Annotated in this window: 19 protein-coding genes; 6 read left to right on the forward strand and 13 right to left on the reverse strand. The window is 62.6% G+C overall.

What is annotated here, in order from left to right; translation table 11 throughout:
* Positions 1-113: 113 nt before the first annotated feature.
* A complete protein-coding gene (locus tag M2400_RS19735; protein WP_177042446.1) occupies positions 114-353 on the forward strand; it encodes a DUF465 domain-containing protein in 240 nt (79 codons plus the stop codon).
* Between the two features lie 124 nt (positions 354-477).
* On the opposite strand, the gene M2400_RS19740 is transcribed toward M2400_RS19735, so the two are convergent.
* Positions 478-1845: a VOC family protein gene (locus M2400_RS19740; protein WP_259197737.1), complete on the reverse strand. Its 1368-nt coding sequence runs from the start codon at positions 1843-1845 to the stop codon at positions 478-480.
* A gap of 195 nt (positions 1846-2040) precedes the next feature.
* Here M2400_RS19740 and M2400_RS19745 point away from each other — a divergent pair, with 195 nt between their 5' ends.
* A complete protein-coding gene (locus M2400_RS19745) occupies positions 2041-4677 on the forward strand; it encodes an MGH1-like glycoside hydrolase domain-containing protein (protein WP_177077047.1) in 2637 nt (878 codons plus the stop codon).
* A gap of 149 nt (positions 4678-4826) precedes the next feature.
* On the opposite strand, the gene M2400_RS19750 is transcribed toward M2400_RS19745, so the two are convergent.
* From M2400_RS19750 to M2400_RS19765, 4 genes are all read right to left on the reverse strand, one after another.
* The gene (locus tag M2400_RS19750; protein ID WP_177042443.1) at positions 4827-5141 is read right to left on the reverse strand and encodes an SCP2 sterol-binding domain-containing protein; all 315 of its coding nucleotides are present in this window, start codon (positions 5139-5141) and stop codon (positions 4827-4829) included.
* A gap of 56 nt (positions 5142-5197) precedes the next feature.
* Entirely contained in the window at positions 5198-5908 is a 711-nt protein-coding gene (locus M2400_RS19755; RefSeq protein WP_177077052.1) for a histidine phosphatase family protein, read from the reverse strand.
* A 139-nt stretch (positions 5909-6047) separates the two neighbouring features.
* Positions 6048-10760: a hemagglutinin repeat-containing protein gene (locus M2400_RS19760; protein ID WP_259197738.1), complete on the reverse strand. Its 4713-nt coding sequence runs from the start codon at positions 10758-10760 to the stop codon at positions 6048-6050.
* Positions 10761-10868: 108 nt separating this feature from the next.
* A complete protein-coding gene (locus tag M2400_RS19765; RefSeq protein ID WP_259197739.1) occupies positions 10869-12560 on the reverse strand; it encodes a ShlB/FhaC/HecB family hemolysin secretion/activation protein in 1692 nt (563 codons plus the stop codon).
* Between the two features lie 213 nt (positions 12561-12773).
* Here M2400_RS19765 and sohB point away from each other — a divergent pair, with 213 nt between their 5' ends.
* Entirely contained in the window at positions 12774-13799 is a 1026-nt protein-coding gene (gene sohB, locus M2400_RS19770) for a protease SohB (protein ID WP_177042440.1), read from the forward strand.
* A 136-nt stretch (positions 13800-13935) separates the two neighbouring features.
* Here the strand turns inward: sohB and M2400_RS19775 are convergent, their stop codons facing one another.
* Positions 13936-15465 (reverse strand): MFS transporter, encoded by a 1530-nt coding sequence (locus M2400_RS19775; protein ID WP_259197740.1) that lies wholly within the window; start codon positions 15463-15465, stop codon positions 13936-13938.
* Positions 15466-15615: 150 nt separating this feature from the next.
* Here M2400_RS19775 and M2400_RS19780 point away from each other — a divergent pair, with 150 nt between their 5' ends.
* Positions 15616-16494: a LysR family transcriptional regulator gene (locus M2400_RS19780; protein WP_259197741.1), complete on the forward strand. Its 879-nt coding sequence runs from the start codon at positions 15616-15618 to the stop codon at positions 16492-16494.
* 102 nt (positions 16495-16596) lie between these two features.
* Here M2400_RS19780 and dhaL read toward each other — a convergent pair whose 3' ends face one another.
* The 7 genes from dhaL to M2400_RS19815 form a co-directional block, all read right to left on the reverse strand.
* The gene (gene dhaL / locus M2400_RS19785) at positions 16597-17241 is read right to left on the reverse strand and encodes a dihydroxyacetone kinase subunit DhaL (RefSeq protein ID WP_259201377.1); all 645 of its coding nucleotides are present in this window, start codon (positions 17239-17241) and stop codon (positions 16597-16599) included.
* A gap of 3 nt (positions 17242-17244) precedes the next feature.
* Positions 17245-18246: a dihydroxyacetone kinase subunit DhaK gene (locus tag M2400_RS19790; protein ID WP_177112827.1), complete on the reverse strand. Its 1002-nt coding sequence runs from the start codon at positions 18244-18246 to the stop codon at positions 17245-17247.
* 179 nt (positions 18247-18425) lie between these two features.
* Positions 18426-19541, reverse strand: coding sequence for an erythritol/L-threitol dehydrogenase (locus M2400_RS19795; protein ID WP_008434653.1), 1116 nt, complete (start codon positions 19539-19541; stop codon positions 18426-18428).
* Between the two features lie 28 nt (positions 19542-19569).
* Positions 19570-20325 (reverse strand): SDR family oxidoreductase, encoded by a 756-nt coding sequence (locus M2400_RS19800; RefSeq protein WP_177077064.1) that lies wholly within the window; start codon positions 20323-20325, stop codon positions 19570-19572.
* A gap of 129 nt (positions 20326-20454) precedes the next feature.
* Entirely contained in the window at positions 20455-21462 is a 1008-nt protein-coding gene (locus tag M2400_RS19805) for a substrate-binding domain-containing protein (RefSeq protein ID WP_169388881.1), read from the reverse strand.
* Positions 21463-21519: 57 nt separating this feature from the next.
* Positions 21520-22509: an ABC transporter permease gene (locus M2400_RS19810; RefSeq protein WP_010172022.1), complete on the reverse strand. Its 990-nt coding sequence runs from the start codon at positions 22507-22509 to the stop codon at positions 21520-21522.
* A complete protein-coding gene (locus M2400_RS19815) occupies positions 22506-23993 on the reverse strand; it encodes a sugar ABC transporter ATP-binding protein (protein WP_177042433.1) in 1488 nt (495 codons plus the stop codon). Before M2400_RS19815 ends, M2400_RS19810 begins: the two co-directional genes overlap by 4 nt.
* A gap of 284 nt (positions 23994-24277) precedes the next feature.
* Here M2400_RS19815 and rpiB point away from each other — a divergent pair, with 284 nt between their 5' ends.
* Both rpiB and M2400_RS19825 read left to right on the forward strand, forming a co-directional pair.
* Positions 24278-24739 carry a ribose 5-phosphate isomerase B gene (gene rpiB / locus M2400_RS19820; protein WP_010172018.1) on the forward strand — a complete coding sequence of 154 codons (462 nt, stop codon included), beginning with the start codon at positions 24278-24280 and terminating at the stop codon, positions 24737-24739.
* Positions 24740-24802: 63 nt separating this feature from the next.
* A complete protein-coding gene (locus M2400_RS19825) occupies positions 24803-25783 on the forward strand; it encodes a sugar-binding transcriptional regulator (RefSeq protein WP_017479041.1) in 981 nt (326 codons plus the stop codon).
* Positions 25784-25944: the final 161 nt, after the last annotated feature.

A 25944-nucleotide genomic window follows, 5' to 3' on the forward strand; every position in this document is an offset into this window, starting at 1 on the left:
AGCGACGAACGGGGACTCAAACGCGACAGGTTGATCTCAAACATGACAAGAGCCCGCCAGATGGGCTAGCTTCAAGGTGCACTCAGTCATTGATCAACTTGCGGAGGTACTCCATGCCAGTGAAACACGACCTGTATCAGGACCTGACTTTCACCAAGGAAGACATTCAACAGCGCAGGGCGGGCGACAACTACCTGGATTCGCTGCTGCACCAATACGACAGTGCCGACAAGGAGGTACTGGAGCTTGAGTCCTCCAGTGGCAGCGACGATGAGTTGGAAAAGCTGAAGAAGAAACGCCTGTTGATCAAGGACAAGATCGTCGAGCAACTGGAGAAAGCGGCGGCCAGGTAGAAGATTTGTTCAGAATTGTCTGAAAGACAGCGACCTTGGCGCTGCCTATCATGCCAACCGTTCGCCCGGCACTGGGGCTCTTAGACGGCGCATGGAATGCGCTGTGGCCGGGCGAACTCTCTTTTCAAGCCAGCAGCGCGCGGGTGCATTCGTCAATCGAGCGCTGCTGGGTTTCCCCGTACAACTTCAACTCATCGATCGTCGATCGGCCCAGGGCCTTTTCGAACTCGGCCTGGTTGGCGTTGGCGGCGTAGTGACTCTGCGCGGCATCCCCCAGGTTCGACTGGAAAATCCCCGCCGCACTCACCGGCAGAAAATCTTCATACACCAACGGCTCCACGTCCACGTGGCCGGCGGCGATCAGCTCGTCCAGCGTCGCGGCCTTGTGCTGGGCGGCCAAACCTTTCTCGGTCACGAAATAGCGGAAGTACGCCAGTTTCTGTTCACGCATCTGCCGGTAATTATCGGGGAACGCCTGGAAGTGCTGCTCCATCAGTTCGGTGTAGCGCCCGGCGTTGGCTTCATTTGGAAACGCCCCCAGTTCATCCCGCGCGGCATTCAGCAGTTGGTCATACAGCGCCCGCCCCTTGGGAGTGAGCGCCACGCCGCGTTGTTCTATTTCGCCGAAGCGCGCGCTGTGGCTGCCCTGAGCGTCGGTAAAGGCGATGGCCTCGTCGAGGGCCTTGAAACTGGTCTGGCGCAGCAGGATCGGGCACTGGCGGCGGGGCGGGCCTTCGATCACGGCCTTGGGGGTGATGCCTTTGCCGGGCATCGCGGCCTGCACCTGGTCGATGTCCAGGGTGCGCGGCGTCAGGTGGTTGATGTGCGGGCCCTTGAACGCCACGACGTCGGCGATCAACCGGTGCTGGTCGCTCAGTTGCTGGTATTGCGCGGCGGTGACGGTGGCGGTGTGGTGCCAGCGGAAGGTTTCCAGGGCCTGCTGGATAAACTCTTCGGCATGGGCCGCGTCGAGGCCGCCATCGGCTTGCGCCTGCTGGATCAGCTCAAGGGCGCGCGGGGTGAAGATCGAACGCTTGGCCAGGGCCGACTGGGCGAAGGCTCGCAGTTCAGGGTTTTCGATCAGTTCCAGGCGCAGCAGGGAGGTGAACACCCGGAACGGGCTGGCTTGCAGCGCGCTTTCATGCACGGCACGAAAGGCCGTGGAATGCACCGGAACCCCGGCCGGCGTGAGGTCGTAATAGCCCACCGGCTGCATGCCCATCACCGCAAACAGGCGGCTGATGGTCGCCAACTCTTCGGCGGTGCCCAGGCGGATGGCGCCGTGGCGCTCCATGTCCAGGCGCTGGATTTCCCCGGTGCGCTGCAGTTGGTGCGCCAGCCCGGGGTCGGTTTCCAGTACGCGGGCGTTGGTTTCGGCCACCAGTTCCATCAGTGCGCCATACAGCGGCACTTCATCGCGGTACATGTCGGACATGGCCTTGGAGAAGCCTTTGCGAATCTCGTCAGGGCTGACAGGGCGGACGGTGGGCATAGAAAAATTCCTGGCGGCTACAGAGGTAAAAAGCACGGTTGCCTGATTTTGTTGGGCCTGCTGGCGCCTTGCAAACGAAGATTCCTCTGGACTTCATTCTGCAAATGAATGAGCTGCATGTAGTCAGCTTCACGTGCATCTCATCGCCGAAGGGCTCTACACTGGCCGTCACCTCGGAACGCGACGGAAGACTCGATGACGGCACAGCCTGCGACGAACATTCTGGAAACGATTGAAGGCCAGCGCCTGGCCAGGGACGACGCCGAGCGCTGGCGTGACTGGGGCCCCTACCTGAGCGAGCGGCAATGGGGCACGGTGCGCGAAGACTACAGTGCCGACGGCGACGCCTGGCGCTACTTCCCCCACGAACATGCCCGCAGCCGCGCCTACCGCTGGGGCGAAGATGGCCTGGCGGGCTTCAGCGACAAGGCCCAGCGCTGGTGCCTGGGCCTGGCGCTGTGGAACGAGCACGACGCAATCATCAAGGAGCGCCTGTTCGGCCTGAACAACGCCGAGGGCAACCACGGCGAAGACGTCAAGGAACTGTACTTTTTCGTCGATGGCGTGCCGAGCCATGCCTACATGCGCATGCTCTACAAATACCCCCACGCGGCCTTTCCCTACGACGACCTGATTACCGAGAACGCCCGGCGTGGCCTGGGTGACGCTGAATACGAAATCCTCGATACCGGGGTGTTCGAAGACAACCGCTATTGCGATGTCACCGTCGAATACGCCAAGCACCAGCCCGATGACGTGTTCATGCGCATCACCGTGCATAACCGATCCGACCAGCCCACGCGCTTGCAGGTGTTGCCCCACCTGTGGGCGCGCAACGATTGGAGCTGGACCGCGGATGCGCCCAAGCCCGAGTTGCGCCTGGAGGGTGAGCAGGTGCTGGCGCGGCATCATGAATTGTCTGATCGTCATCTGAGTGCGTGGGGCCAGGACGGGGTGGAGTGGCTGTTCTGCGAGAACGAAACCAACTACCCCAGGCTGGACGGGCTGCCTGGGCCCGGGCCGTTCAAGGACGGGATCAACGACTACGTCACCACCGGCGCGCCCACCGCGATCCGCCGGGATTCGGGGACCAAGGTCGCCGCGCGTTTCATCCTGGAGTTGGCGGGCCTGCAAAGCAAAACCCTGTACCTGCGCTTCGCCCCGGCGGACGCGCCCTGGATCAACGCGCGCAAGCTGTTCGAGGCGCGCCGCCAGGAAGCCGATGACTTCTATGCGGCCCTGCAACAGGGCATCGCCGATGAGGACGCGCGCAATGTGCAGCGCCAGGCCCTGGCCGGGTTGCTGTGGTCCAAGCAGCTGTATTACTTCGACGTCAACCAATGGCTCGACGGCGACCCGGCCCAGCCCGCGCCGCCGCCCGAGCGCCTGCATATTCGCAATACCCATTGGCGGCACCTGTCGAATTTCGACATTCTTTCAATGCCCGACACCTGGGAATACCCGTGGTACGCCTCGTGGGACCAGGGGTTCCAGGCAGTGGCCTTTGCCCTGATCGATCCGGGTTTTGCCAAGCAGCAACTGCTGTTGTTGGTGAAGGACCGCTTCATGCACCCCAACGGCCAGTTGCCGGCCTACGAGTGGCGTTTCGACGACGCGAACCCGCCGGTGCATGCCTGGGCCAGTTGGCGGGTGTACCAGCAGGACAAAGCGCTGAACGGCGTGGGCGACATGGATTTCCTCGAACGGATCTTCCACAAGCTGCTGCTGAATTTTTCCTGGTGGGTCAACCGCAAGGACGCCGAGGGCCGCAACCTGTTCCAGGGCGGGTTCCTGGGGCTGGATAACATCGCGCTGTTCGACCGCTCGGCCGATCTGCCGCCGGGTTACCAGCTGGACCAGGCGGACGGTACGGCGTGGGTGGCCGCGTATGCCCTGGACCTGATGCGCATTGGCCTGGAGTTGGCCAAGCGTAACGTGGTGTACGTGGACATTGCGGTGAAGTTCTTCGAGCACTTCCTGTACATCGCCGGCGCGATTAACCGCGTGGACAACGGCGAAGAAGGTCTGTGGGATGAGCAGGACCAGTTTTTCTACGACGTGCTGCACCGGCCCGGGGGTGAAAGTGAGCCGGTGCGGCTGCGCTCCATCGTCGGGCTGATGCCGCTGTTTGCGGTGCTGGTGCTGGAGCAGCGCGAGCATGAAGGCCTGGAGGGGCTGCGCGAGCGTCTGTTGGGCTTTATGAAACACCGGCCGGACCTTGCCAAGCTGGTGTCGCGCTGGAACGAGCCGGGGCAGGGCAATCGCCTGTTGCTGGCGCTGTTGCGGGGCGAGCGGACCAAGGACTTGTTGCGGCGCATGCTGGATGAGTCCGAGTTTCTCTCCACGTTTGGCGTGCGCTCGCTATCCAAGGCCTTTGCCGAGGAACCGCTGGCGCTGAAGATGAATGGCAACACCCTGTGTGCCCGCTATGAGCCGGCGGAGTCTGACTCACGACTGTACGGCGGCAACTCCAATTGGCGCGGGCCGTTGTGGATGCCGGTCAATTACATGCTGATTGAGTCGCTGCGGGAATTTCATCGCTACTACGCCGACAATTTCTCGGTGGAGTACCCGGCGGGGAGTGGGTACCTGGCGTCGTTGGAGGAGGTTGCGGATGGTCTCAGCCAGCGCCTTACCCGCTTGTTTCTGCGAGATGAAAACGGTTCAAGGCCGTCGATGGTGGGGTACGCGCAGTTGGAGGCCGACCCGGCGAGTCGCGACCTGGTGTTGTTCCATGAGTACTTTCATGGTGAGACCGGGCGTGGGTTGGGGGCGTCGCACCAGACGGGGTGGAGTGCGTTGGTGGCGCTGTTGTTGCAGCCAAAAACCTGAAAACAACACGATCAAAATGTGGGGCTTATGTGGGAGCTGGCTTGCCTGCGATGCAGGCACCTCGGTGAATCAGTTGCACCGAGGTGATGCTATCGCGGGCAAGCCCGGCTCCCACACAAACTCACCTGGTCTGGCCAGGGTTACCCTGATCAGGCCGGGAACAGCTCGCTCAATTTCATCGCCAGCATCATGTCGCCTTCAGTGCGCAGTTTGCCGCCCATGAATGCCTGCATGCCATCGGTGGAACCGTCGACGATGCCTTCCATGGTTTTGGCGTCCATCACCAGGGTGACCTGGGCGTCAGGGTTTTCGCCTTCCAGCAGTTCGCAGGTGTTGTTTTTCACCACCAGCGAGAAGTTCTTGGTGTCGTCGATACGGAAACCGAACACCAGGTCCAGGCCGTCGGCAGCGGCTGGGTTGAATTTGGCTTTCATTGCTTCTACGGCTTTAGCTACGTCAGTCATGGTTTCGATCCTTTTATGGTGAGTCCAGTGACCTTGGGGTCACGGTTGGCCGCAATTCATCGGAAGGTGATGAGCTGCGGCGCCTTCAACAGTTGCAAGTGGGTATGACTGTTGAAGGAAGCCAGTGCCACCTCGCGACCACGGAATTTCAGCTGGTTGAGCGAGGTGTTAACAATTTGCCAGTTCAGTTCGAAGGCCTGCGCGGCAGGCATCCGGGTAATCAGATGGAGCAGGGCAGTGATGGTGCCGCCGGAGGTGAACACGGCGATCTTGTGACTGTTATCGGCGGTTTCGAGCAGGCGTTGCAGGCCGCCCTGGACCCGTTCGACAAACCCCAGCCAGCTTTCCAGGCCCGGCGGGTCGTAGGTGCCGGCCAGCCAGCGTTCGACAATCAAGGAAAAGATGCGCTGGAACTCGCCACGGTTTTGCGCGGCGTTGCGCAGGATGTGCAGGGCTTCGGGTTCGCTGTGCAGCAAGTCCGGGAGCAGGGCGCGAATGATTGCCTCGGCATCGAATTCGTTGAACGCGCTGTCGATTTCCAGCGGCGGTACCGGCAGGCCAAGGGCGCTGTACTGTTCGAAGGCGGCGGTGGCCGTGTGCTGCTGGCGACGCAGGTCGCCGGACACGCAACGGTCGAAGCTCAGGCCCAGTTCCGCCAGGTGGCTGCCCAGCACTTGCGCCTGTTGCACGCCGATGGGCGACAGCACGTCGTAGTCGTCTGCACCGAAGGAGGCCTGGCCATGTCGAATCAGGTAGATGCTGCCCACGTCCGTTTTCCCGGTACGTTGAAAGTCTGGCGAGGTTATGAGGATGCCGGGAAGCTGTCAATGAAAAAACATACGCTTGTTTTAAAAGCTCGTTGGAAGGCCGCCCCGGCGCCGGGGCGGCCTTGCTCGTGCGCCGTTGTCAGCGGCCTTTTTGATCAACCCCGCTGGTCAGCAACTGGCTCTGGTCGTGTCCGCCGGCGCGCAGCAGGCCGGTATTGAACTGCTCATCGGCCAGGCTTTGCGGGTCGCGGGCTTCGGTGAACGCATCGCGCAGTGCAAGGCCCAGCAGCAACGGGGACGAGGAGGCATTGAGGCCCAGGTCCGTACGTTGGTCGCGGCCACTCAAGTCCTTGCCGGTAACCGCCGCGCCGCCCAGGTCCACGGCGCCGTTGCTGGCGCCGATCCGCGCGCCGAGCAAGTCGACAGCGCCCGCCACCTGCAGATTCACGCCGTCACGACCCTGGATGCCGGAGGCCTCGGCCACGGTGTTGTTGCGGGTACGGCTGAAGTCCGCCAGCAAGGTCGGGGTGACATCGCGGTTTTCAAGGTTCTGGAACAGCAGGTCCTTGAAGCGGTCACGGGAGGTGCCCGGGCTGCCAGTACTTCTGGCCAGCAATTTATCCTTGAGCGCCTGGGTTTTGTCGCCGGCCTTTTCGTAGAGTTTTTTGCTTTTGTCTTTCACGCTGCCACCGAACGGGCCGACAGCAACGCTGGCCTTATCGATGCCGCCGGACGGATTTTTTTCGGTGGTCAATTGTGCATCCACATTCACCGTCAACCCCCGAACCTGGTCTTGCCGGCTTTCCACCCGCAGGTCACCGCCGATCCGGCCACTGACCTCGCCGGCCGTGACGGTGGCGCCCAGCAAGCGCGTGTCGCCACGGCTGTCGAGTTGTACCCGGTCGGCCCGCAGGCGCGTGTTGTCGTGGGTCTGGCTGTCGAGTTGGTCGATGCCGCCTTTCACCCGCGCGAACAGGCCCGAGCCATTGTTGGACGAGTCCGAGCTACGGGCGAGGCTGGCACCCAGCCCGGCGGACAGAGCTTTGTTATTGCGCTGCTCGTCGGAAACGGCGGACTCCAGGATCAGATTGCCGTCGGTGGCGGCCAGCTCGAACGCCTGGGCGTTGCCTTGCACCCCTTGCAGCTGCACGTTGCGGCCCTCGATTTGCACCGTACCGCGGCTGTCGACGCTGCCGCCGCGTTGCAGGGTGCTGCGCTCATCGATGCTGCCCACGCTGCCCTGGAGGCCGAATGCACCATTGCCGCCGCTGGCGGTGTCGCTTTGGGTGGCTTTGACGCTTACACGCCCGCCGCCGCCCAGGTTGCCGCCGCGGGCCGAGTAGGTGTCGACGCCGGCGAGGAAGTCAGCGTTGCCACCGGCCTTGAGCCGCACATCGCCGTTGCTGTCGATTTGCGTGCCCTGCAGCGTCAGGTCCTGCCCGGCGACGATCTGGGTCAGGCCTTCGGCGAACAGGCTCGCGCCGCGGCCCTGGGTGTCTTCGACGTCCAGCCAGGCCTTGTCGAGCTGGCCGCCGGCATTGGCTTTTTTCAGGGTGTCGGGGCTGGTGCCGGCTTCTACCCAGCCAAACCCGCCCAGGGTGGTTTCATTGCTGGTTTGCCAGTCGCGGGCTTCGGTAAAACTCAGGGAGCCGGACGTGCGGATCTTCAGGTCACCTTTTCCGGCGTCAAACCGGGTGCCTTCATAGCGACCGTCAGTACCCAGTTGCACCTGGATGCCGTATTTGCCTTCCAGGCTGCCGGGTACTGCGGTGCCGGTGGCCTGTCGCAGGTCGAAGCGGCCGCCCGCACCGAGGATACGCGCGTTGATGTCGCTGCCGGTGGTGGTATAGGTCCGTAACGAGGTATCCACATCGGTGCCCTTGTCCCGGGCGAAGGTGGTGTCTTCGGCGGCCGCGAAATCGTGGCTCCCGGCGGTAATGGAAAGGGTGCCGTCGGTGGCCGTATAACGGGTGCCGGTGTCGGTCAGCGCGCCGTCGACCTGCACGTTGACCGAGCCGCCTTCGAACTCACTCACCACCGCTGTGGCGGACCCGGACTCTGCGCTGGTGTCCCGTACGCTGACGGCCAGGTCGAGCCCGGCGTTGGGCGGGTCCAGCGCATCCAGTACCGACGGCTGGTAGACCTTGGTCTGGTCGATTCCGTCGACCACTTTCTTGATCGGCCGGGTCACGTCCTTGTATTCGATATTGGCACCGGCGCTGAGGCTCCAGTGATCGACCTCCCGGGTCTCGACAACGCTGTCGTACACCGCGCGATTGTCCAGGATTCCCGCACTGATATTCAGCTCACCCTCGGCCTTCACCTTGACGGCTTCGGTGATGATCCGGCCTTGGCCATCGCTGGCAATCACATTGATATTTCCTGCCCCGTTCAAATGGCTCGATTGAACCTTGGAGGTGTCCGTGGTTGTCACTTCCTTGTCCTTGTCGACCTGCCAGCCGCCACCTGCGCGGTCCATGCCCCCGGTATAGAACTGGCCCAGGCTGAGGCTGTCTTCCTCGACGACCAGCAGGCTTTTATCCGCCTCGCTGAGCAACTCGATGGATTGGCCCGTGAGGTTCAAGTCACCCTCGGTGGCCGTCACGTCGGAAGCCTTGACCAGCAGATTGTTGCCGGCGTTGATATCCACACTGGCGCCACTGAGCTGGCTGCCTTCGTGGGTGAGTGCGTCCACGGTGGTGGTGGTTTCCTGCTGGTTGTAGTTGACGCCGGCCTGGTATTGCTCCGACCCCTTGATGCCCGGGGCCGCTTCCTTGGTTTCGCCAGCCGAGGCGGTGAACCCGTGCCGGTCCGTTTGCGTGATGGTTTGTTCGGTGTTTTTCCCCGCCAGCACGTTGATGTTGGCAGCAGCCTCCAGTTCCAGCCGACCTTGTGCCGCCACGTCGGAGCCGATCACATTCACGTCACTGGCGCTTTGCAGGCGCAGATTGCTTTGGGATTGCACCTGGCTGCGCACCTGAGTGGTGGTGTTCTTGCGCTCGCGGGTCTGGTCCTTGAGCAGGCCGAACAGTTTGCTGTCGGTGGCGGATTTGTCCGAGCTGATCAGGCTTTGCGCGCCGTCGATGCTCAGGGCCCCACTTTGGCTGATCAGCAGGGCATCCTCGCGGCCCAGTACCTGGCTGCCACTGATGAGCACGTTTTCGGAGCTGATCCTCAGGGTGCCGTTGCTGTCGACCTGGCTGCCGACCACCAGGTCCTGGCTTTGATCGTCCTGGGCGTTCTGCCCGAAAAACGTCCCGGAGAGCAGGTCGCCTTGGTAGTTTTTTTCCAGGCGTTCCTGGATCACGCGGGTGGTGCCGATTTCGACTGCGCCGCCGGCGTCGACCGTCAAGTCGCCCTGGCTTTGCACCTGGCTGCCGAGCACGTGCAGGTTCTCGCCGCTGGCCAGGGTCATGGCGCCGCTGACGAGGGCGCTGCTGCGAGCGGTTTCGATTGTTTCGGTGGTGTCGTAGTCGCCGCGCCAGAGGTTTTTGCGGTGTTTGACGGTTTCGCGGGTTTGCGTGGCGTCGTTCAGCGCGGTCAGGCGCAGGTCCTTGCCGGCCTTGGCCTGCAAGGTGCCGTCGGCACTCGCGGTGGAGGCCTTGAGGTCGATGTCTTGACCGGCCTTGAGAGTCAGGTTGCCGCTGGCCTTGAGATGGCTACCCTGTTGCTGGAGGCGGGTCTCGGTGTTTTTTTTGTCGTAGGTTTCGGTGGTGATGAACAGGACTTTCTTGCTCCAGTCTTCCTGCTTTTCGGTCGTGCGCGAGCTGGTCAGCGCGTCAAGGCGCACGTCACCCCCGGCGCTGGCATCGATGTTGCGGCCATTGACGTCGGTAGCCTTGAGCACCAGGTCGTCCTTGGCGTGCAACTGCACATCGCCGTTGTCGCTGTTCAGTACGTTGCGGTTGGCGACGAGCGAGTTGGTGAACGTGCTGCCGGTCATCTCCAGGTTGCCGGCGGAGGCGACTTTCAGGTCACCGGCGGCGAGCAGCGGTGCTGCGACCTTGACCCCAACCCCGTCGGCGGTGCTGATGATATTGATCCGCCCGGCCTGCATCGCGCCGAACAATTGCGCATCGACCGTCGGCCTGCCGGGCTGGCGGGTCTGCTCGATCCGCAAGTCTTCGTACGCCATCTGATTCAGGCCCATGATCACCTCCAGGTCGCCCCGCGCGTCTGCGCTGCCGGTGGTGTCGATGCGGGGGGCGATCAGCGCGATGGCGCCGCCCATATTGCTCAGCCCCAGATCGCCGACCGTCAGCCCGGCGCTGGCGTCGAGGGTCGAAAGCCGTGCAAGGCGCCCGTTTTCAAACTCAGGGCTACCCACCACAAACGCGGCGCGCGGGGTGTTGATGAAGCTGGCGCCGTTGACGTTGATGCCGTTGGGGTTGGCCAGCACATAGTCGGCGGCGCGGCCGAAGATCTCCTGCGGGCCATTGATGCTTGAGCTGTTGCGGCTGATCACTTCGTTGAGAATCAGGCTGGCGTCGCGGCCATTGAACTGCGGGTTGGCGCCCAGTTGCCCGGCCAGTTGCGACTGCCCGGCCAGCGTGGAGTTGTTCAGCACCAGGCCTTGGCGTTCGACGTCATAGTTCAGGAACTGGTTATGGGAAAGGCCCGCCGAATTGGGGGCCACGATGTTGATCACCGGCACGCCTTGGTTGGAGGACACCGTGGCGCCGCCGGGCGCCGGGACCAGGCTCGGCGCAGCCTGCATGGTCATCATGACGATTGCTCCGTCGGCGGCGATGGCGGGCTGCAGGTAGTGGACAAATACCAGGCTGCCTACCATCCAGCGCAAGGTCTGGCAGGGTTTGAGGGCGGAAGGGGGGAGGTGCGCAGTTCTTTTCATGACGAAACCTTGTGATTGTTGTTATCGGGTTGCGTGCACTGTCCTTATGCTCCTTGCGAGCACGGTGAAGCTCCTCGGGTGTTGGTCCGGAACACCCGTGTTGTGGATTCACATTCGCAGGCTCAATTCCAGGCGCCAGAAGCCGGGCTCCCGGCTCGAAGGGGCCGGGCCGAAGAGCCGGCGCTGGTAGTCCAGGTCCAGCTGCCAGTCGCGTGAACTCAGGCCGACACCGATATTGGCCCCGGCCAGCCGCTGGCTTTCGGCGCCCGCCACCAGCCGGCTCCAGCCCATGTCCAGCCCCAGGCGCGGGCTGAGGGCCCATTGCGCGCCGAGGTGCTGGGGCAGGCTCAGGGTGTTGCGCCACACCGCGCCATTGGCTGCCTGTACCAGGTCCTGACGAAAGCCGCGCACCGCGTAGTCGTCGGTCAGCAGCATCTGTTCCAGGCTCGGCAGCGGGTCGGGGCTGTACTGCAAGGCCAGTTGGCTGTTCCAGTTCCATTGCGCATCGCGGCCCTGGCGCCAGTAGCTGATGTCGGCTCGATACTTGCGAAACTGCGCGCGGGGCAGCGCGGGCGACAGCCGTTGCTCGTCGCGGTCGGCTCCCAGCCAGTCCAGGCCCTGGGCGTAGCTCACGCTGGTATTCCAGAGGCCGTCGGTGATCTTCACCAGGTTGAGGCTGGCCTCGGCCACCGTCAGGCTCGGACTTTGGATGGCCAGGTATTGTTCGGCGAAGTAACTCTGCGTGCGCTTTGAACTCAGGCGCAGCATGCCGTTGAGCAGCGTGCCCTGGTCGCGCCAGAGCAGGCGGTTGAGGCTGAGGCTGTATTGACTCGTCTGGCCGTTGGCGCGGACGGCCTGGCTGGGCAACTGGACCGGATAGCGGTATTGCGAGTGGCTGGCGCTCAAGGCCAGGGTCCAGAAACCGTAGGGAATGTTGTAGTACAGGCTTTGGCTGCGGCTGTAGGCGGACGTCTGGTCCAGGGTGGTACTGGCGGCGAGGGCGATAAAGTCGTTTAACCCCGAGGGGCTGTCGTAGGTCAGGGTCAGCGCGCCGTTATTGGGTCCGATGTAGTCGGTGCCACGGTTGTTGTAGCTCACCACGGCGCCGATCGGCGCGGCGCTGGTGCGTGGGCGAATCAGCAAGCGCGAGCCGCCGGGCAGGCTGCCGGGGGCCACGTCGGCGGTCAGGTCCAGGGATCGCAGGCGGTTGAGTTGGTCAAGGCCCTGTTCCAGCTCGCGCAGTTGCAGCGGCTTGCCGAGCATGCCGGGGAAGGCGCCGCGCAGCGAGATGGCCAGCTCCGGGGCCGCCAGTTCGATGCTTTCCACAAAGCCTTCCTCAATGCGGATCTCCAGGCTTTGCCCGTCCTGTGGCCGTTGCGCCAGGTAAGGCCGACTGGCGATGTAGCCGGCGTCCACATACAGCGCGGTGAGGGCCGCCAGCAGTTGGTTGAGTCGGGTGACGCCCATGCAGTCGCTCATCAGGGGCTGAAGTCGTGTGTTGATCTGCCCTTGGCTGATCAAGGTGTTGCCGGCCAGCCTGAGCCCCCGGACCTGCCAGCAGGACTCGTCGGGCGGCGACGCTGGTGGTGCGGGCGCAGCCTTGGGGGACGATGGGCCGGAACGCTCCAGCAGGCGCAAGCGTTGCTCCAGTTCCAGTTGTTCCCGCGTACGCCGCTCAAGCTCCTGGGCGCGTGGGTCGGCGGCCAGGGCTGGCGCTGGGGCAATCAGCACAATCGCCAGGGCTGCCAGCATCCAGGAAGTGGACACGGGGCGTGGAATGTCGGGATGCCTGCTATGCATGAGCGTTGCTTCTACGGAAGGGTCGATAAACGCGGAGTTTAAGTCGGTTTTTTCCCGTAAATGCTGGTCGTCAGGTCTGAAAATGTTGTGGGAATTGAGCTACGCAAGTAGGAAAAATTGGTTATTTTTGTAGGAAATTGTTGCGTTCGACAGTGTTAGACATCACGACGACAATCCCCGTAGACTGCGCCTTTCAAGCCTCACAGGTGCCTTATGGAGTTTCTTGCCGAGTACGCAAGTTTTCTAGCTAAAACCGTCACCCTGGTGGTCGCCATTCTGGTGGTGCTCGCCAGTTTTGCCGCGCTGCGCAGCAAAGGGCGTCGCAAATCTGCCGGCCAGTTGCAGGTCAGCAAGCTCAATGATTTCTACAAGGGCCTGCGGGAGCGCCTGGAGCAGACCTTGCTCGACAAGGACCAGCTCAAGGCCTTGCGCAAGTCTGAAAGCAAGGCTGAAAAGAAGAACAGCAAGAAGAAACCCGAGGCCAAGCCACGGGTGTTCGTGCTGGATTTCGACGGCGATATCAAAGCCTCGGCCACTGAAAGCCTGCGCCATGAAATCACCGCGCTGCTGAGCCTGGCCACGCCCAAGGACGAAGTGGTGCTGCGCCTCGAAAGCGGCGGCGGCATGGTCCACAGCTATGGCCTGGCGTCGTCGCAACTGGCGCGTATCCGCGAGGCCGGCGTGCCGTTGACGGTATGCATCGACAAGGTTGCGGCCAGCGGCGGCTACATGATGGCGTGCATCGGCGAGAAGATCATCAGCGCGCCGTTTGCCATCCTGGGCTCGATTGGCGTGGTGGCGCAGCTGCCCAACGTCAACCGCCTGCTGAAGAAGCACGACATCGACTTCGAAGTGCTGACCGCCGGTGAATACAAGCGCACCCTGACCGTGTTTGGCGAAAACACCGAGAAGGGCCGGGAGAAGTTCCAGGAAGACCTGGACATCACCCATCAACTGTTCAAGAACTTCGTGTCGCGCTACCGCCCGCAGTTGGCCATTGACGATGTGGCCACCGGCGAAGTCTGGCTCGGCGTCGCGGCGCTGGACAAGCAACTGGTAGACCAGCTGCAAACCAGCGACGAATACCTGGCCTCCAAGGCCAAGACCGCCGAGGTGTTTCACCTGCATTATGCCGAGCGTAAAAGCCTGCAGGAGCGGGTAGGCCTGGCAGCCAGCGGTTCGGTAGACCGGGTGCTGCTGACCTGGTGGAGTCGCCTGACCCAGCAGCGTTTCTGGTAACAGATCAACTGACTGGCGAAGATCAAAATGTGGGAGCGGGCTTGCTCGCGAATGCGGTGGATCAGTCACACAGGTATTGACTGACACTCCGCATTCGCGGGCAAGCCCGCTCCCACATGGGTTTGTGGTGGTCAACTCACCGAGTTGGTAGTGAAGCCTGCGGCACCGCCGGTATGGGATGGCGCATCAACGATCCCACCACCAACGCCCCCAGCAATCCCAACAATCCGGCCACCCACAACACCACGCTGAACCCGCCGACAAATGCCTGCCGCGCCAGTGGCTGCACCATCACCCGCGCCGATTCAGGCAGCAGCGCCATGGCCGCCGGCATATCACCTGCTACCACCCGTGACGCAATCCCCGACACTTGTTCTTGCCACTGCGTGCCCAGGCTGGTGTGCAGCAACTGTTCGCTGTGGCTGCTCAACAATGCCCCGTACACCCCGATCGCCAACATGATCGCGCTGAAGCGCATGGTGGTACTCATGCCCGACGCCATTCCGGCACGGTCCCGTGGCACACAGGCCATGATGTTTTTCTGGGTGTCGCCGTTGAGCAATCCGGCGCCGGCCCCGGTGACGGCGATCGCCAGGGCGAAGGGCAGGTAGCCGCCGACATTCACCGCCCAGGCACTGAGCAGGTTGCCGCAACCCACCAGCGTGAGCCCTGTGGCCATCATTGTCGCCGGCGCAAAGCGACCGGCCAGGCGTGCGCCAATCCTCGGGCACACCAGCATGGTCAAGGCAAAAGGCAGCATGCCCAATCCGGACGCTATCGCAGAGAAACCCAGGCCGTTCTGCAGGTAGAACGGCAGCAGCGTCATCATCACCTGGGCGCAGCCGGCGTAGGCGAACATCCCCAACAGCGCACCGATGAATCGTGGGTGCCTGAACAGCTGCAGGTCCACCATGGGCCGCTGTTGCAGGCGTTCGGCGAGTACAAACAAGCCCAGCAAGGCGATGCCGCCCAGCAACCGGGCGTAAGTCAGCGGGTTGTCCCAGCCGATGCGGTTGGCTTCGATCAGGCCCCAGATCAAACACAGCAGGCTGGCGCTGAAAGCGAGACTGCCCCAAGGGTCCAGCCGCGCCGATTGGCTGTCACGTGAATGCGGGATGGCATGCACCGACAGCGCCATCAAAACCAGGCCGATGGGCAAGTTGAGGTAGAAAATCCAGCGCCAGCCCAGGTACTGGGTGATCAAGCCGCCGAGGGTCGGCGCGGCGGTCATCGCCACGCCCATGCACGCGCCCCAGAGCGCCCAGGCCTTGGCACGCTCCACTTCGTCATGAAAGGTGTGGCCGATGGAGGCCAGTGCAGAAGTCAGCAACAAGGCTGCCCCAACACCTTTGACGGCCCGGGCGATATCCAGGAACAACGCAGTCGGCGCCGCACCGCAGCCGAGGGAGGCGAGGATGAAAATGCTCAGGCCCCAGATCAGGCTTTTCTTGCGGCCAAAGCGGTCGGCAATGCTCCCTGCCGGCAATAACAGGGCGGCGAAAGCCAGCATGTAGGCGCTGACCACCCATTCGATGTCGGCAAAGTTCGCCCCCAGGTCCCGGGCGATGCTCGGCAGGGTGACGGCGACGATATTGGTGTCGAGCACAATCAGCGAGCAGACCCCGGAGGCGGTCAGCAGCGTGAGGCGTGGGCTGACGTTGCTCATGGTCGAATTACCTGCTGGGCAATCCTGAAACGGAATTTGACGTACATCGCAAATGCTCTCTAAGGTGGGCCTGCTGCCAGTTTATCTCCGGCGTTGCGTGCTTTTATTAGGTGCGGCGGAGCACTTCATTACCTTTGAGCTAATCCTGTGATGGAAATACGGCATTTCCGCTACTTCCTGGCCGTTGCCCGGCAACGCAATTTCACCCGCGCCGCCGAGCAGTTGGGCATCGCGCCACCGACCCTGAGCCGGCAGATCCAGGACATGGAAAACACCCTCGGCACCCGCCTGTTCATCCGCCGCCAGCGCGAAGTCAGCCTGACCGAGGCGGGTGCCGCGTTGCTGATCGAGGCCGAAGCCACGGTGCGCCAGTTCGAGTTTGCCCAACGCAATGCCCAGCGCGCCGGGCGTGGCGAGATCGGTCATATCGAGTTGGGGTATGTGGCGTCGGCGGTGTATTCGGGGCTGTTGCAGCGCCAGGTGCAGGCGTTCTGCAAGGATTGCCCGGATGTGAGCCTGAACGTGCGGGAAAGTCCCATGGCCGCGTTGCCGGGGTTGGTGGCGGAGGGGCGTTTTGATATTGGTTACATCCGTTCGCCGATGACCTTGCCCGATGGCGTCGACGCGGTGCGCTTGAGCAGTGAGGGGTTTGTGCTGGCGTTGCCTCAGGATTCGTGGCTGCTGGGGTTAAAGGCGATCGGTTGTGAGCATCTGCAGAACGAGACCTTTATCTTGCCCGAGCAGATCAGCGGCACGCTGCATGTGGCGGCGCAGGGCGGTTATGCGCCTCGGTTAGGGCCGCAGCCGGGTGGTTTGGTGGCGGTGATTGCGCTGGTGTCGCTGGGGCAGGGCGTGGCGGTGGTGCCGGAGTCGGTGGTGGGGCATGTGGGGTTGCCGAACGTGGTGTATCGCAGGATTGAAGGCAGTGAGGCGTCGTCGTGGCTGTCGTTGATTTACCGGCGCTTTGAAAAGGCGCCGGCGGTGGCGCGGTACATCGAGCAGGTCAAACAAACTCCAAACCTCCCGTAGCAGCTGTCGAGCCTTGGCGAGGCTGCGTGGCGGTGTGTCTGATGTACCGCTACGCAGCCTCGCCAAGGCTCGACAGCTGCTACGGAGGTGGTAATGGTTGGGTTAGATCAGTCGGGGTTGAACCGAATCCGCCAGCCGCGTCAGAATCAGGCAGCACGACACGGCCCCGGCATCCAGCACGCCCAGCGAGCGCTCGCCCAAGCGGCTGGCGCGGCCGATTTTTGCCACCAGATCCTTGGTGGAGTCGCGCCCCCGCGAAGCAGCACTTTTCATCGCCTCCAGCGCCTCACTGAACGACGCCCCGGATGCATGGGCCTGTTCAAACGCCTCCACCGCCGGAATCAACGTGTCCATCAAACACTTGTCGCCCACACCAGCCTCGGTGATGTCCTGCAACGACGTCAGCCCGCCCCGCAGCAAATGCGCAAAGGTCGCCGCGTCAATCTCCTCGCTGCCCCGCACCTCATCCGCCATGCCGATAAACAGGCTGCCATACAACGGCCCCATGGAACCGCCGATGCCTTCCATCAGGCTCAGCGTCAACTCGTCCAGTGCTTCGGCCAGGGTCAACTGGCGGCCTTCAATGGTGCGCCCGCAATGGGCGAACCCCTTGGCCATGTTGATGCCGTGGTCGCCATCGCCAATGGCGCCGTCGACTTCGCTCAGGTACTCGCGGTTGGCAACGATCACGCTCACCAGGTCGGCGACGATGGCGCTGCCGTCGTGGGTGGAGAAATGCTGGTTCATGGTTCAGTCCGCCTGGGTCATGCCGATGGAACGGCAGGGTTGGTCGATCAGGGTTTTCAGCTCGGCGTCCAGGCCCAGCAAGGTCAGGGTCACGCCCATCATTTCCAGGGAGGTGAAGTAGTTGCCCACGTAGCAGCGGTGAATCTTCAAGCCCCTGGCCTGCAACTGACGTTCAACCTCGGCGTAGAAAATGTAAAGCTCCATCACCGGCGTCGCGCCCAGGCCCGAGACCAGCACCACCACGCTGTCGTCCTGGCTGAAGTCGCGGTCGGCGAGGATCGGCGCGAGCATGCGCGCGGCCATGGCTTCGGCCGACTCGATAGGGATCACTTCAATGCCCGGCTCGCCGTGGTGGCCGATGCCCAATTCCATCTGGCCGTCGGGGATCTGGAAGTTCGGCTTGCCCACCGCCGCAATGGTGCAGGGCGTAAGGCCGATGCCGATGGAGCGGCAGTTGTCGACCGCCTTCTGGGCCACACGAATCACTCCGTCCAGATCGTAATGCTGGGCAGCGGCGGCACCGCCGACCTTCCACATGAAAATCTCACCGGCCACGCCACGGCGCTTGGCGATGTCGGCCTTGGGCGCGGAGGCCACGTCGTCGTTGGCGACCACGGTGCGGATACGCATGTCCTTGCTGGCGGCCATCTTCATTGCCAGCTTCACGTTCATGTTGTCGCCGGCATAGTTGCCGTACAGGCACGCCACGCCAGCCCCGTGGTCGGCGGCGCGGAAGGCGTCGAAGAAGCTTTTGGCGGTGGGCGAGGAGAAAATCTCGCCGACGGCCACGGCGTCCACCAGGCCCGGGCCGACATAGCCGAGGAAGGCCGGCTCATGCCCGGAACCGCCGCCGGTCACGATGCCCACCCGGCCCTGTGGCGACGGCTTGGCCTTGCCGATCACCCGCGGATTGGTTTCGTACTGGCGCAGCTCGGGGTGCGCGACCAGAATGCCCCGCAGCATGTCCTCGACCACCTGATCCGGATCGTTTATCACTCGATTCATAACGCGGTTTCCTATGTTCTTGTTCTGGGTGTGGGAGCCGGGCTTGTGTGGGAGCTGGCTTGCCTGCGATTGCATCGGCTCGGTGTCACTGATAGACCGAGGCGTCTGCATCGCAGGCAAGCCAGCTCCCACAAAAAGCCAAAGCCCGGCTCCCACAGGGTTCTGTGTTATTAAGCAAATCAGGGTTCCAGGACCACTTTAAGCGACTTGTCCCCGCGTTCCATCACCGCAAACGCTTCCTTGAAGTCCGCCAGGGCAAACTTGTGCGTCACCACGTCGCGCATGTCGATCTTGCGGTTGCCGATGAAGTCGATGGCGCGGGGGTACATGTACGGGCCCAGGTGCGAACCCAGTACGTCCAGTTCCTTGCGGTCGCCGATGATCGACCAGTCCACCGTGGCCTCGTCGTTGAACACGCTGAACTCCACGAAGCGCCCCAGCTTGCGCAGCATCGCCAGGCCCTGGTTCACCGCCTTGTGGTGCCCGGTGGCCTCGATGTAGATGTCGCAGCCGTAGCCATCGGTGATCTCGCGAATCTTCGCCATCACGTCGACTTCGGCCGGGTTCCACACTTCGTCCGCGCCCATGCGCAGGGCGAGGGCGGCGCGTTCGGGTTTCATGTCGAGCACGATGAGTTTTTTCGGGTTGCGCATGCGCACCGCGCCGATGATCCCCAGGCCCAGGGTGCCGGCGCCGGCCACCACCACGATGTCGTCGAAATCCACATTCGCCCGTTCCGCCGCGTGCAGCGAACAGGCCAGGGGTTCGATCAGAATCGCTTCGTCGGGGGCAATCGAGTCCGGCACTTTGTGGATGATGCCTTCCTTGGTGAAAATCATGTACTGGGCCATGGCGCCCTGGACGTTGTTCTGGAAGCCGTACAGGTCGTGCTTCTGGCACATCCAGTACTGGCCGTGGTTGCAGAAACGGCAGCCCCAGCATGGCACGATCTGTTCGGAAATCACCCGGTCGCCGACCTTCACCCCGCGCTTTTCCGCGCCCGGGCCGAGGGCAACCACGCGGCAGACAAATTCATGCCCGGGAATCATCGGCGGTTTCACATAGCGCGGCTGCTCGGCGTCGCCCCAGAACGACGGCGCGCCGCGGTAGGTCTTGATGTCGCCCATGCAGATGCCGCACAGCTCGACCTTGGTCAGGATCTCGTCGGGGCCGGGCGTCGGCACGTCGACGGTCTCCAGGCGATAGTCTTCGGGGCCGTGGCAGACCACGGCCTGCATGGTTTTCGGAATCACGGGCGACAGTTGTTCGGCGGTGCGTTCGGTAACGGTAGACATGACGATAAACCTCACGACAAAAGATCAATTACTGGATGCTGTAGCCGCCGTCGATCACCACGTTTTCTCCGGTGATCATCTGGGCGGCGTCGCTGAGCAGGTACAACGCCAGCCCGGCGATTTCTTCCGGCTGGGCAAAGCGGCCCGCCGGGATCTGCAATTTGGCCCGTTCCCCCAGCTCGCCGGCCCAGGCCTTTTTACCCAGGGCGGTTTCAACGATGGTCGGGGAGATGGCGTTGACGTTGATGTGGGGCGCCCATTCCATCGCGAGCACCTTGGTCATGCCGACCACGGCGGCCTTGCTGGCGCAGTAGGCGACGTGACGGTCCAGGCCGATCACAGCCGCCTGGGAAGCCAGGTTGACGATGCGCCCGCTGCCCTGGGCAAGCATGTGCCTGGCGCAGGCCTGGGCCACGAAGAAGCTGGCCTTGAGGTTGATGTCGAGGGTGGTGTCCCAGGCGTTTTCGCTGACGTCCAGGGCCTTGTCCAGCAGGGCGACGCCGGCGCTGTTGACCAGGTAATCGAGGCGCTTGAAGTGATCGAATACGTAGTCGACGGTGCTCTGCACCTGGTCGAGTTGGCGCAGGTCCACGGCGATGCCGATGTTCCCGGCACCGAGGCTGGCGGCGACGTCGGCCACGGCCGGGTCGCGATCCAGCAGGGCCACCCGCGCACCGCGCTCCACCAGCAGGCTGGCACAAGCCAGACCGATCCCGGCGGCCCCGCCGGTGATCACGGCGCAGCGGCCGGTGAGGTCGAAGGCTTGATTCCAGAATCCAGACATGAACATGACTCCATTTTGACAAAGAAAACCACTGTAGGAGCCGGCTTGCCGGCGATGGCGGCCTTGAGGCAGGTGTTGATCTTGAGATCGCCATCGCCGGCAAGCCGGGCTCCTACAGGGAGCGCGCGGTCACTTGCTACCGCTGACCTGCTGATACAGCGCATCCGCATTCGCATTGGTCACCGGCACCCACGGCAGGATGTAGTTCTTGGCCGTGCCGTCACCCCATTTCACGTCCTTGCCATAGCGTTCCCAGATCACCGACTGCGGCTTGTAATCCTTGCCCGCCAAAGCCCGCAATGCCACATCCAGCGCGCCCTGGGACTGCGCCTGGGCATCCTGCAGGAAGGTGGTCACTTCATCTTTCTTCGCGGCCTGGATCGCATCCGGCATGCCGTCGATGGAGGTCACCGGCACATCCTTGGATGTCAGCCCATGGGACTTCAATGCCTGCACCGCGCCAAGGGCCATGTCGTCGTTCTGCGCGATCACCCCGTTGATGCCCTTGGGGTGGGCGTTCAGCCAGTCTTCCGTCAGGGCCAGGGCCTGGGCGCGGTCCCAGTTGGCGGTTTTCTTCTCGATGATCTTGATGTCCGGGTGCTTGCCCAGCACTTCCATCTCGCCTTTTTCGCGGTCGATCTGTGCCGACTGGCCAATCGGACCCTGGATGATCACTACGTTGCCTTTACCCTTGAGCTTGTCGACCATGGCCTGGGCCTGGAGGCGGCCGCCTTCCACGTCATCGTTGCCCACATAAGGCACGTTGGCGTCAGCCACCTTGGTGTTGGAGGCGATCACCACCACGTCGTTGCTCATGGCAGCCTTGACGGTGCCGACGCCGGCCTTGGTGTCGATCGGCACGAACAGGATCGCGTCGTAGTGCTGGGTCACCATGTTTTCAATCTGGTTGTTCTGGGTCAGTGCGTCGTAGTTGCCGTCGAATACGGTCAACTGCACGGTGCCGTCCTTGACGGCCGGGTGTTCCTTCAGCTCACGCACCCAGTTCTGCATGAACTGGCCCTTGAGCCCGTACACCGCCGCGCCGATCTTGTAGGTCTTGCCATCGGCAGCCAGGGCAATGCTGCTGGCGAGCAGGGAGAGTGCCGCGACGGCGGCCAGGGAAATACCAACTTTCATGATGAGAACTCCGCTTATTGTTGTAGGTCGTTCAGTTCGGTTTTCGAGGAAAAGCGACTAGCGTTTTTTCTTGCGCCACACATCAATCAGTACTGCGAACACGATGATCAGGCCCTTGGCGACCTGCTGGTAATAGGAGGACACGCCGAGCAGGTTCAGGCCGTTGTTGATCACGCCGATCAGCAGCGCGCCAAACAGCGTGCCGACAATCGTGCCGGTGCCGCCCGACAGGCTGGTGCCGCCGATCACCACGGCGGCAATCGCGTCCAGCTCATACGAAGTGCCGGCCTGGGGCAGGGCGGAAGTGGTGCGTGCCGAGAGCACCACACCGGCCAACCCGGCGAGCAACCCCGAGACCACGTACACCGAAAACATCACCTTGCGCACGCCGATCCCGGAGGTGCGCGCACTCTTCTCGTTGCCGCCCACCGCGTACACGTAACGGCCGTAAGTGGTGTAGCGCAGCACCATCCAGAAGATCAGCGCGACTACCGCAAAGATCACAATCGGCACGCCAATCGGGCCGATCTTGCCGATGCCCAGCGCCAGGTAAGCGTCCGGTAGATCAGTGATCGGGCTGCCGTCGTTGAGGATGAAGGTCATGCCCCGGGCAATGCTCAACATGCCGAGGGTCGCCACGAACGGCGGGATCGACAGGTTGGCGACCATAAAGCCGTTCACCACCCCGAGCATCGCCCCGGCGAACATCCCGGCGCTGACCGCTGCCAGCACGCCATAGCCCTGGGTTGCGACCATGGCGCTGCACAGCCCGGCGAATGCCAGGATCGAGCCCACCGACAGGTCGATGCCCTTGGTCAGGATCACGTAGGTCATGCCCACGGCGAGGATCCCGTTGATCGAGGTCTGGCGCAGGATGTCCATCCAGTTGCGCCAGGTCATGAAGTATTCGCTGGCGAAGGCCATCACCAGGCACAGCAGGATAAACACCAGCGGCAGGCCGAAGCGGTCGAGGGACAGGCGCAGGCGGCTGCGCGGTGCGGTGGTGATGGGGGCGGCTGCAGGTGTAGAAAGTGATTTGGCATTCATGAGGCAAGACTCAACAAGGCTTCCTGGGAAAGGGCGGTATCGCTGCTGATGGTCACCAGCCTTCCGCCTTTGAACACGGCAATACGGTCACTCAGGTGGAGCAATTCAGGGGCTTCGGACGACACCACAATCGCCGCGCCACCGGCGCGCACGAACTGGTCCAGCAGGTGATAGATCTCCTGCTTGGCCCCCTCATCGATGCCCCGGGTGGGTTCATCGCACAGCAGGCAGATCGGCTGGGTCGACAGGCATTTGGCGAGCACCACCTTCTGTTGGTTGCCGCCGCTCATGGACTCCACCGGCAGGTCCAGGGAGGTGGTCTTGATCTGCAGGCGCTTGACCATGTCCTGGGCCAGCTGGTTTTCCTTGCGCGCATTGATCAGCGACCAGCTCGACAGCTGCTTGTACGCCGACAGCGCGATGTTCGAGAGGATGCTGCCGCTGAGCACCAGGCCGCTGTCCTTGCGGTCTTCGGTGACCAGCGACATGCCGGCCTGGATCGTCGCCTTGGGCAGGCCGATGGGCATCGGCTTGCCTTGCAGGGTCACGCTGCCGGAGTCTGGCGTGGTGAGGCCGTATATGCAGTTGAGGAATTCGCTGCGGCCCGAACCCATCAAGCCATAGATACCGAGGATCTCGCCCTGGCGCAGTTGCAGGCTGATGTCCTGGAACTCGCCGGCACGGCTCAGGCTGTCCACATCCAGGCAGCATTCGGCGGCGCATTCACGGCCCACCTTGTGATCGATGCGGGTCAGTTCCTGGCCGACGATGCCGCGCACCAGGTGGGCGCGGTCGATATCGGCCATGCGCCCGGTCTCCACAAAGGCGCCGTCGCGGAAGATGCTGTAGTCGTCGGCAATCTGTGCCAGCTCACTGAGGCGGTGCGACACGTAGACGATGCCGGCGCCACGTGCGGTGAGGCGGCGGATCGCCTTGAACAGGGTTTCGGCCTCGCGTTCGCCGATGGCCGAGGTGGGCTCGTCCATGATCATTACCTGGCAGTCGTGGCTGAACGCCTTGGCGATCTCCACCAACTGGATCTGCGCCACGCTCAGGCGATGCATGGGGCTGGTGGCGTCGACGTCGAATTCCAGGCTTTCCAGCAATTGGCGAGTGCGCCGGTTCAATTCCTTGCTGTCGACGATGCAGCCGGCGCGGCGCGGTTCGCGGCCCAGCCAGATGTTTTCGGCGACGGTCATGTAGGGAATCGGTTCAAGTTCCTGGGTGATCATCGCGATCCCCGCCGCCAGTGCTTCGCTGGGGCGGTTGAACTGAACCGGTGTGCCGTTGAGCAGGATGGTCCCGGCATCACGCTGGGTGATGCCCATCAGGATGCTCAGGAAAGTCGATTTGCCTGCGCCATTGCCGCCGCACAGGGCGTGGACGCTGCCGGCCCGCAGAGAGAGGCGCCCCTCACGCAGGGCAGGGATCCCGGCGTAAGCCTTGGCGACGTGTTCAGCCTGGAGCAGTAATGGCGTGGCCATCGGCGTGTCCTCGTGCTGTGAATTCTTATTAGGTCGCACAGTCATGTTTCGCTGTGAGCATATGTGTATCAAATGAAATTCTGATCAGTCAATCTCTTTCACTGAAAAGTTGTAAATGGACGGATTTGCGCAAAGTGTGCCGGTTTAGAGGGCTTTGACTGTGAGGTCAGCTAAATCCTGCTTGACAGGGCGCCTGGAATATCCGAGAAATGACTGAGCGAAATTTCATTGAGTGATCATATGATCATTCCCCAGCACCCAAAACGGCAGCGGAGCCAAACGCCATGAACACACCTTTCCCGGTGGCTATCGGATGCGATGAAGCGGGTTATGAGCTCAAAGAACTGTTGAAGCGCCATATCGAGGCGCTGGGTTACCCGGTGACCGACTTCGGCACCCACTCCACGGCGCCGGTGCTGTACCCGGACATCGCCCTGGCGGTGGCCACGGCGATCAATGCCGGCCAACAGCGGCTGGGCGTGTTGGTGTGCGGCACCGGCATCGGCATGGCCATCTCGGCCAACAAAGTCCTGGGGATTCGTGCGGCCCAGGCTCACGACACCTATTCGGCGGAGCGGGCGCGCAAGAGCAACGATGCGCAGATCCTGTCCATTGGTGCACGGGTGATCGGCGCGGAACTGGCCAAGAGCATCGTCAAGTCGTTCCTGGAGTCGGAGTTCGAAGCCGCGCGTTCCGGGGCCAAGGTCGACCGCATCAACGCGATCGAGCGTGACGGGCATCAGTAGTGGACGGAACGGGGCAAGAGTCGGGAGAATGCGCCTTTGACACCGAAACGGAAGCCCGTGCCCATGAGTGACAGTACCCAGCGCATCGCCAGCGACATCGACCTGATGACCGAAGTGGCGATGCTCTATTACCTTGAGAACGTCACTCAGGAAGCCATCGCCAAGCGCTTCGACCTGTCCCGTGCAAAAGTCAGCCGCCTGCTCAAACGCGCACGGGATGAAGGGATTGTCGAAGTGCGGGTGTTGCAGCACCCGGCGATGAACAACGAACTGGAACAGGCGTTGGTGGATCGCTTCCAGCTGGACCGCGCCTTGATCGCGGTCGACCACAGCGACCCCGACACCCAGCGTTCGGCGGTTGCGAGCCTGGTGGCCAACTACCTGAACAAAACCCTCAGCGACGGGATGATTGTCGCGGTTGGCATGGGCCGTAACGTCGGCGCGGTGGCGGATAACGTGTTCCTGCCGGTGACTCGCAACTGCACGTTTGTGTGTGCCATTGGTGGTTCGCTCAAGGCTGGCGAATATATGAATCCCGACCATATCTGCCGGCGCCTGGCCCTGCGGTTTGGTGGCGAGAGTGAAAGCCTGTATGCGCCGGCGCTGGTGGCTAATCCGGAGTTGCGCGGTGTGTTGATCAGCAACGATACCGTGCGCTCGACCCTTGACCGTGCTCGCCGTGCCGACATGGCGTTGATTGGTATTGGCGACATGAGTGAAAACAGCAACATGGTGCGCATGGGCTGGTTTTCACCGCAGGAAATCGCCCAGGCGCGGTTGTCCGGCACGGTGGGGGACATGATGGGGTATGACTTTATCGACATTCACGGGCAGCCTGCGGTCAACGCCATCCAGGGGCGGGTGATCGGGTTGACGGTTCAGGAGTTGTTCCGGATTCCGGATGTGGTGGCGATTGCCAGTGAGAATACCAAGGCGGCGGCGACGCTGGGGGCGTTGCGGTCGGGGGTGATCAATACCTTGGCGACTACGGTGACCAATGCTCATACGATTTTGGCGTTGGATGATGCGACGCGTAAAAGCTGACATGCAGGATAGATCAGTGTTTTTGTGTTGGTGGGGCATATCCGTTATTTAGGTAACGGCGTCTATTGGTTCCGCTCTTACAGCGGCTCACTTTTGAACAGCGCAAAAGTAAGCAAAACGCTCTTGCCCCACCACTCGGCACCTCGCCTAGGCTCGGTGTG

It is taken from the genome of Pseudomonas sp. BIGb0558 (assembly GCF_024807515.1).
Classification (GTDB): domain Bacteria; phylum Pseudomonadota; class Gammaproteobacteria; order Pseudomonadales; family Pseudomonadaceae; genus Aquipseudomonas; species Aquipseudomonas yamanorum_A.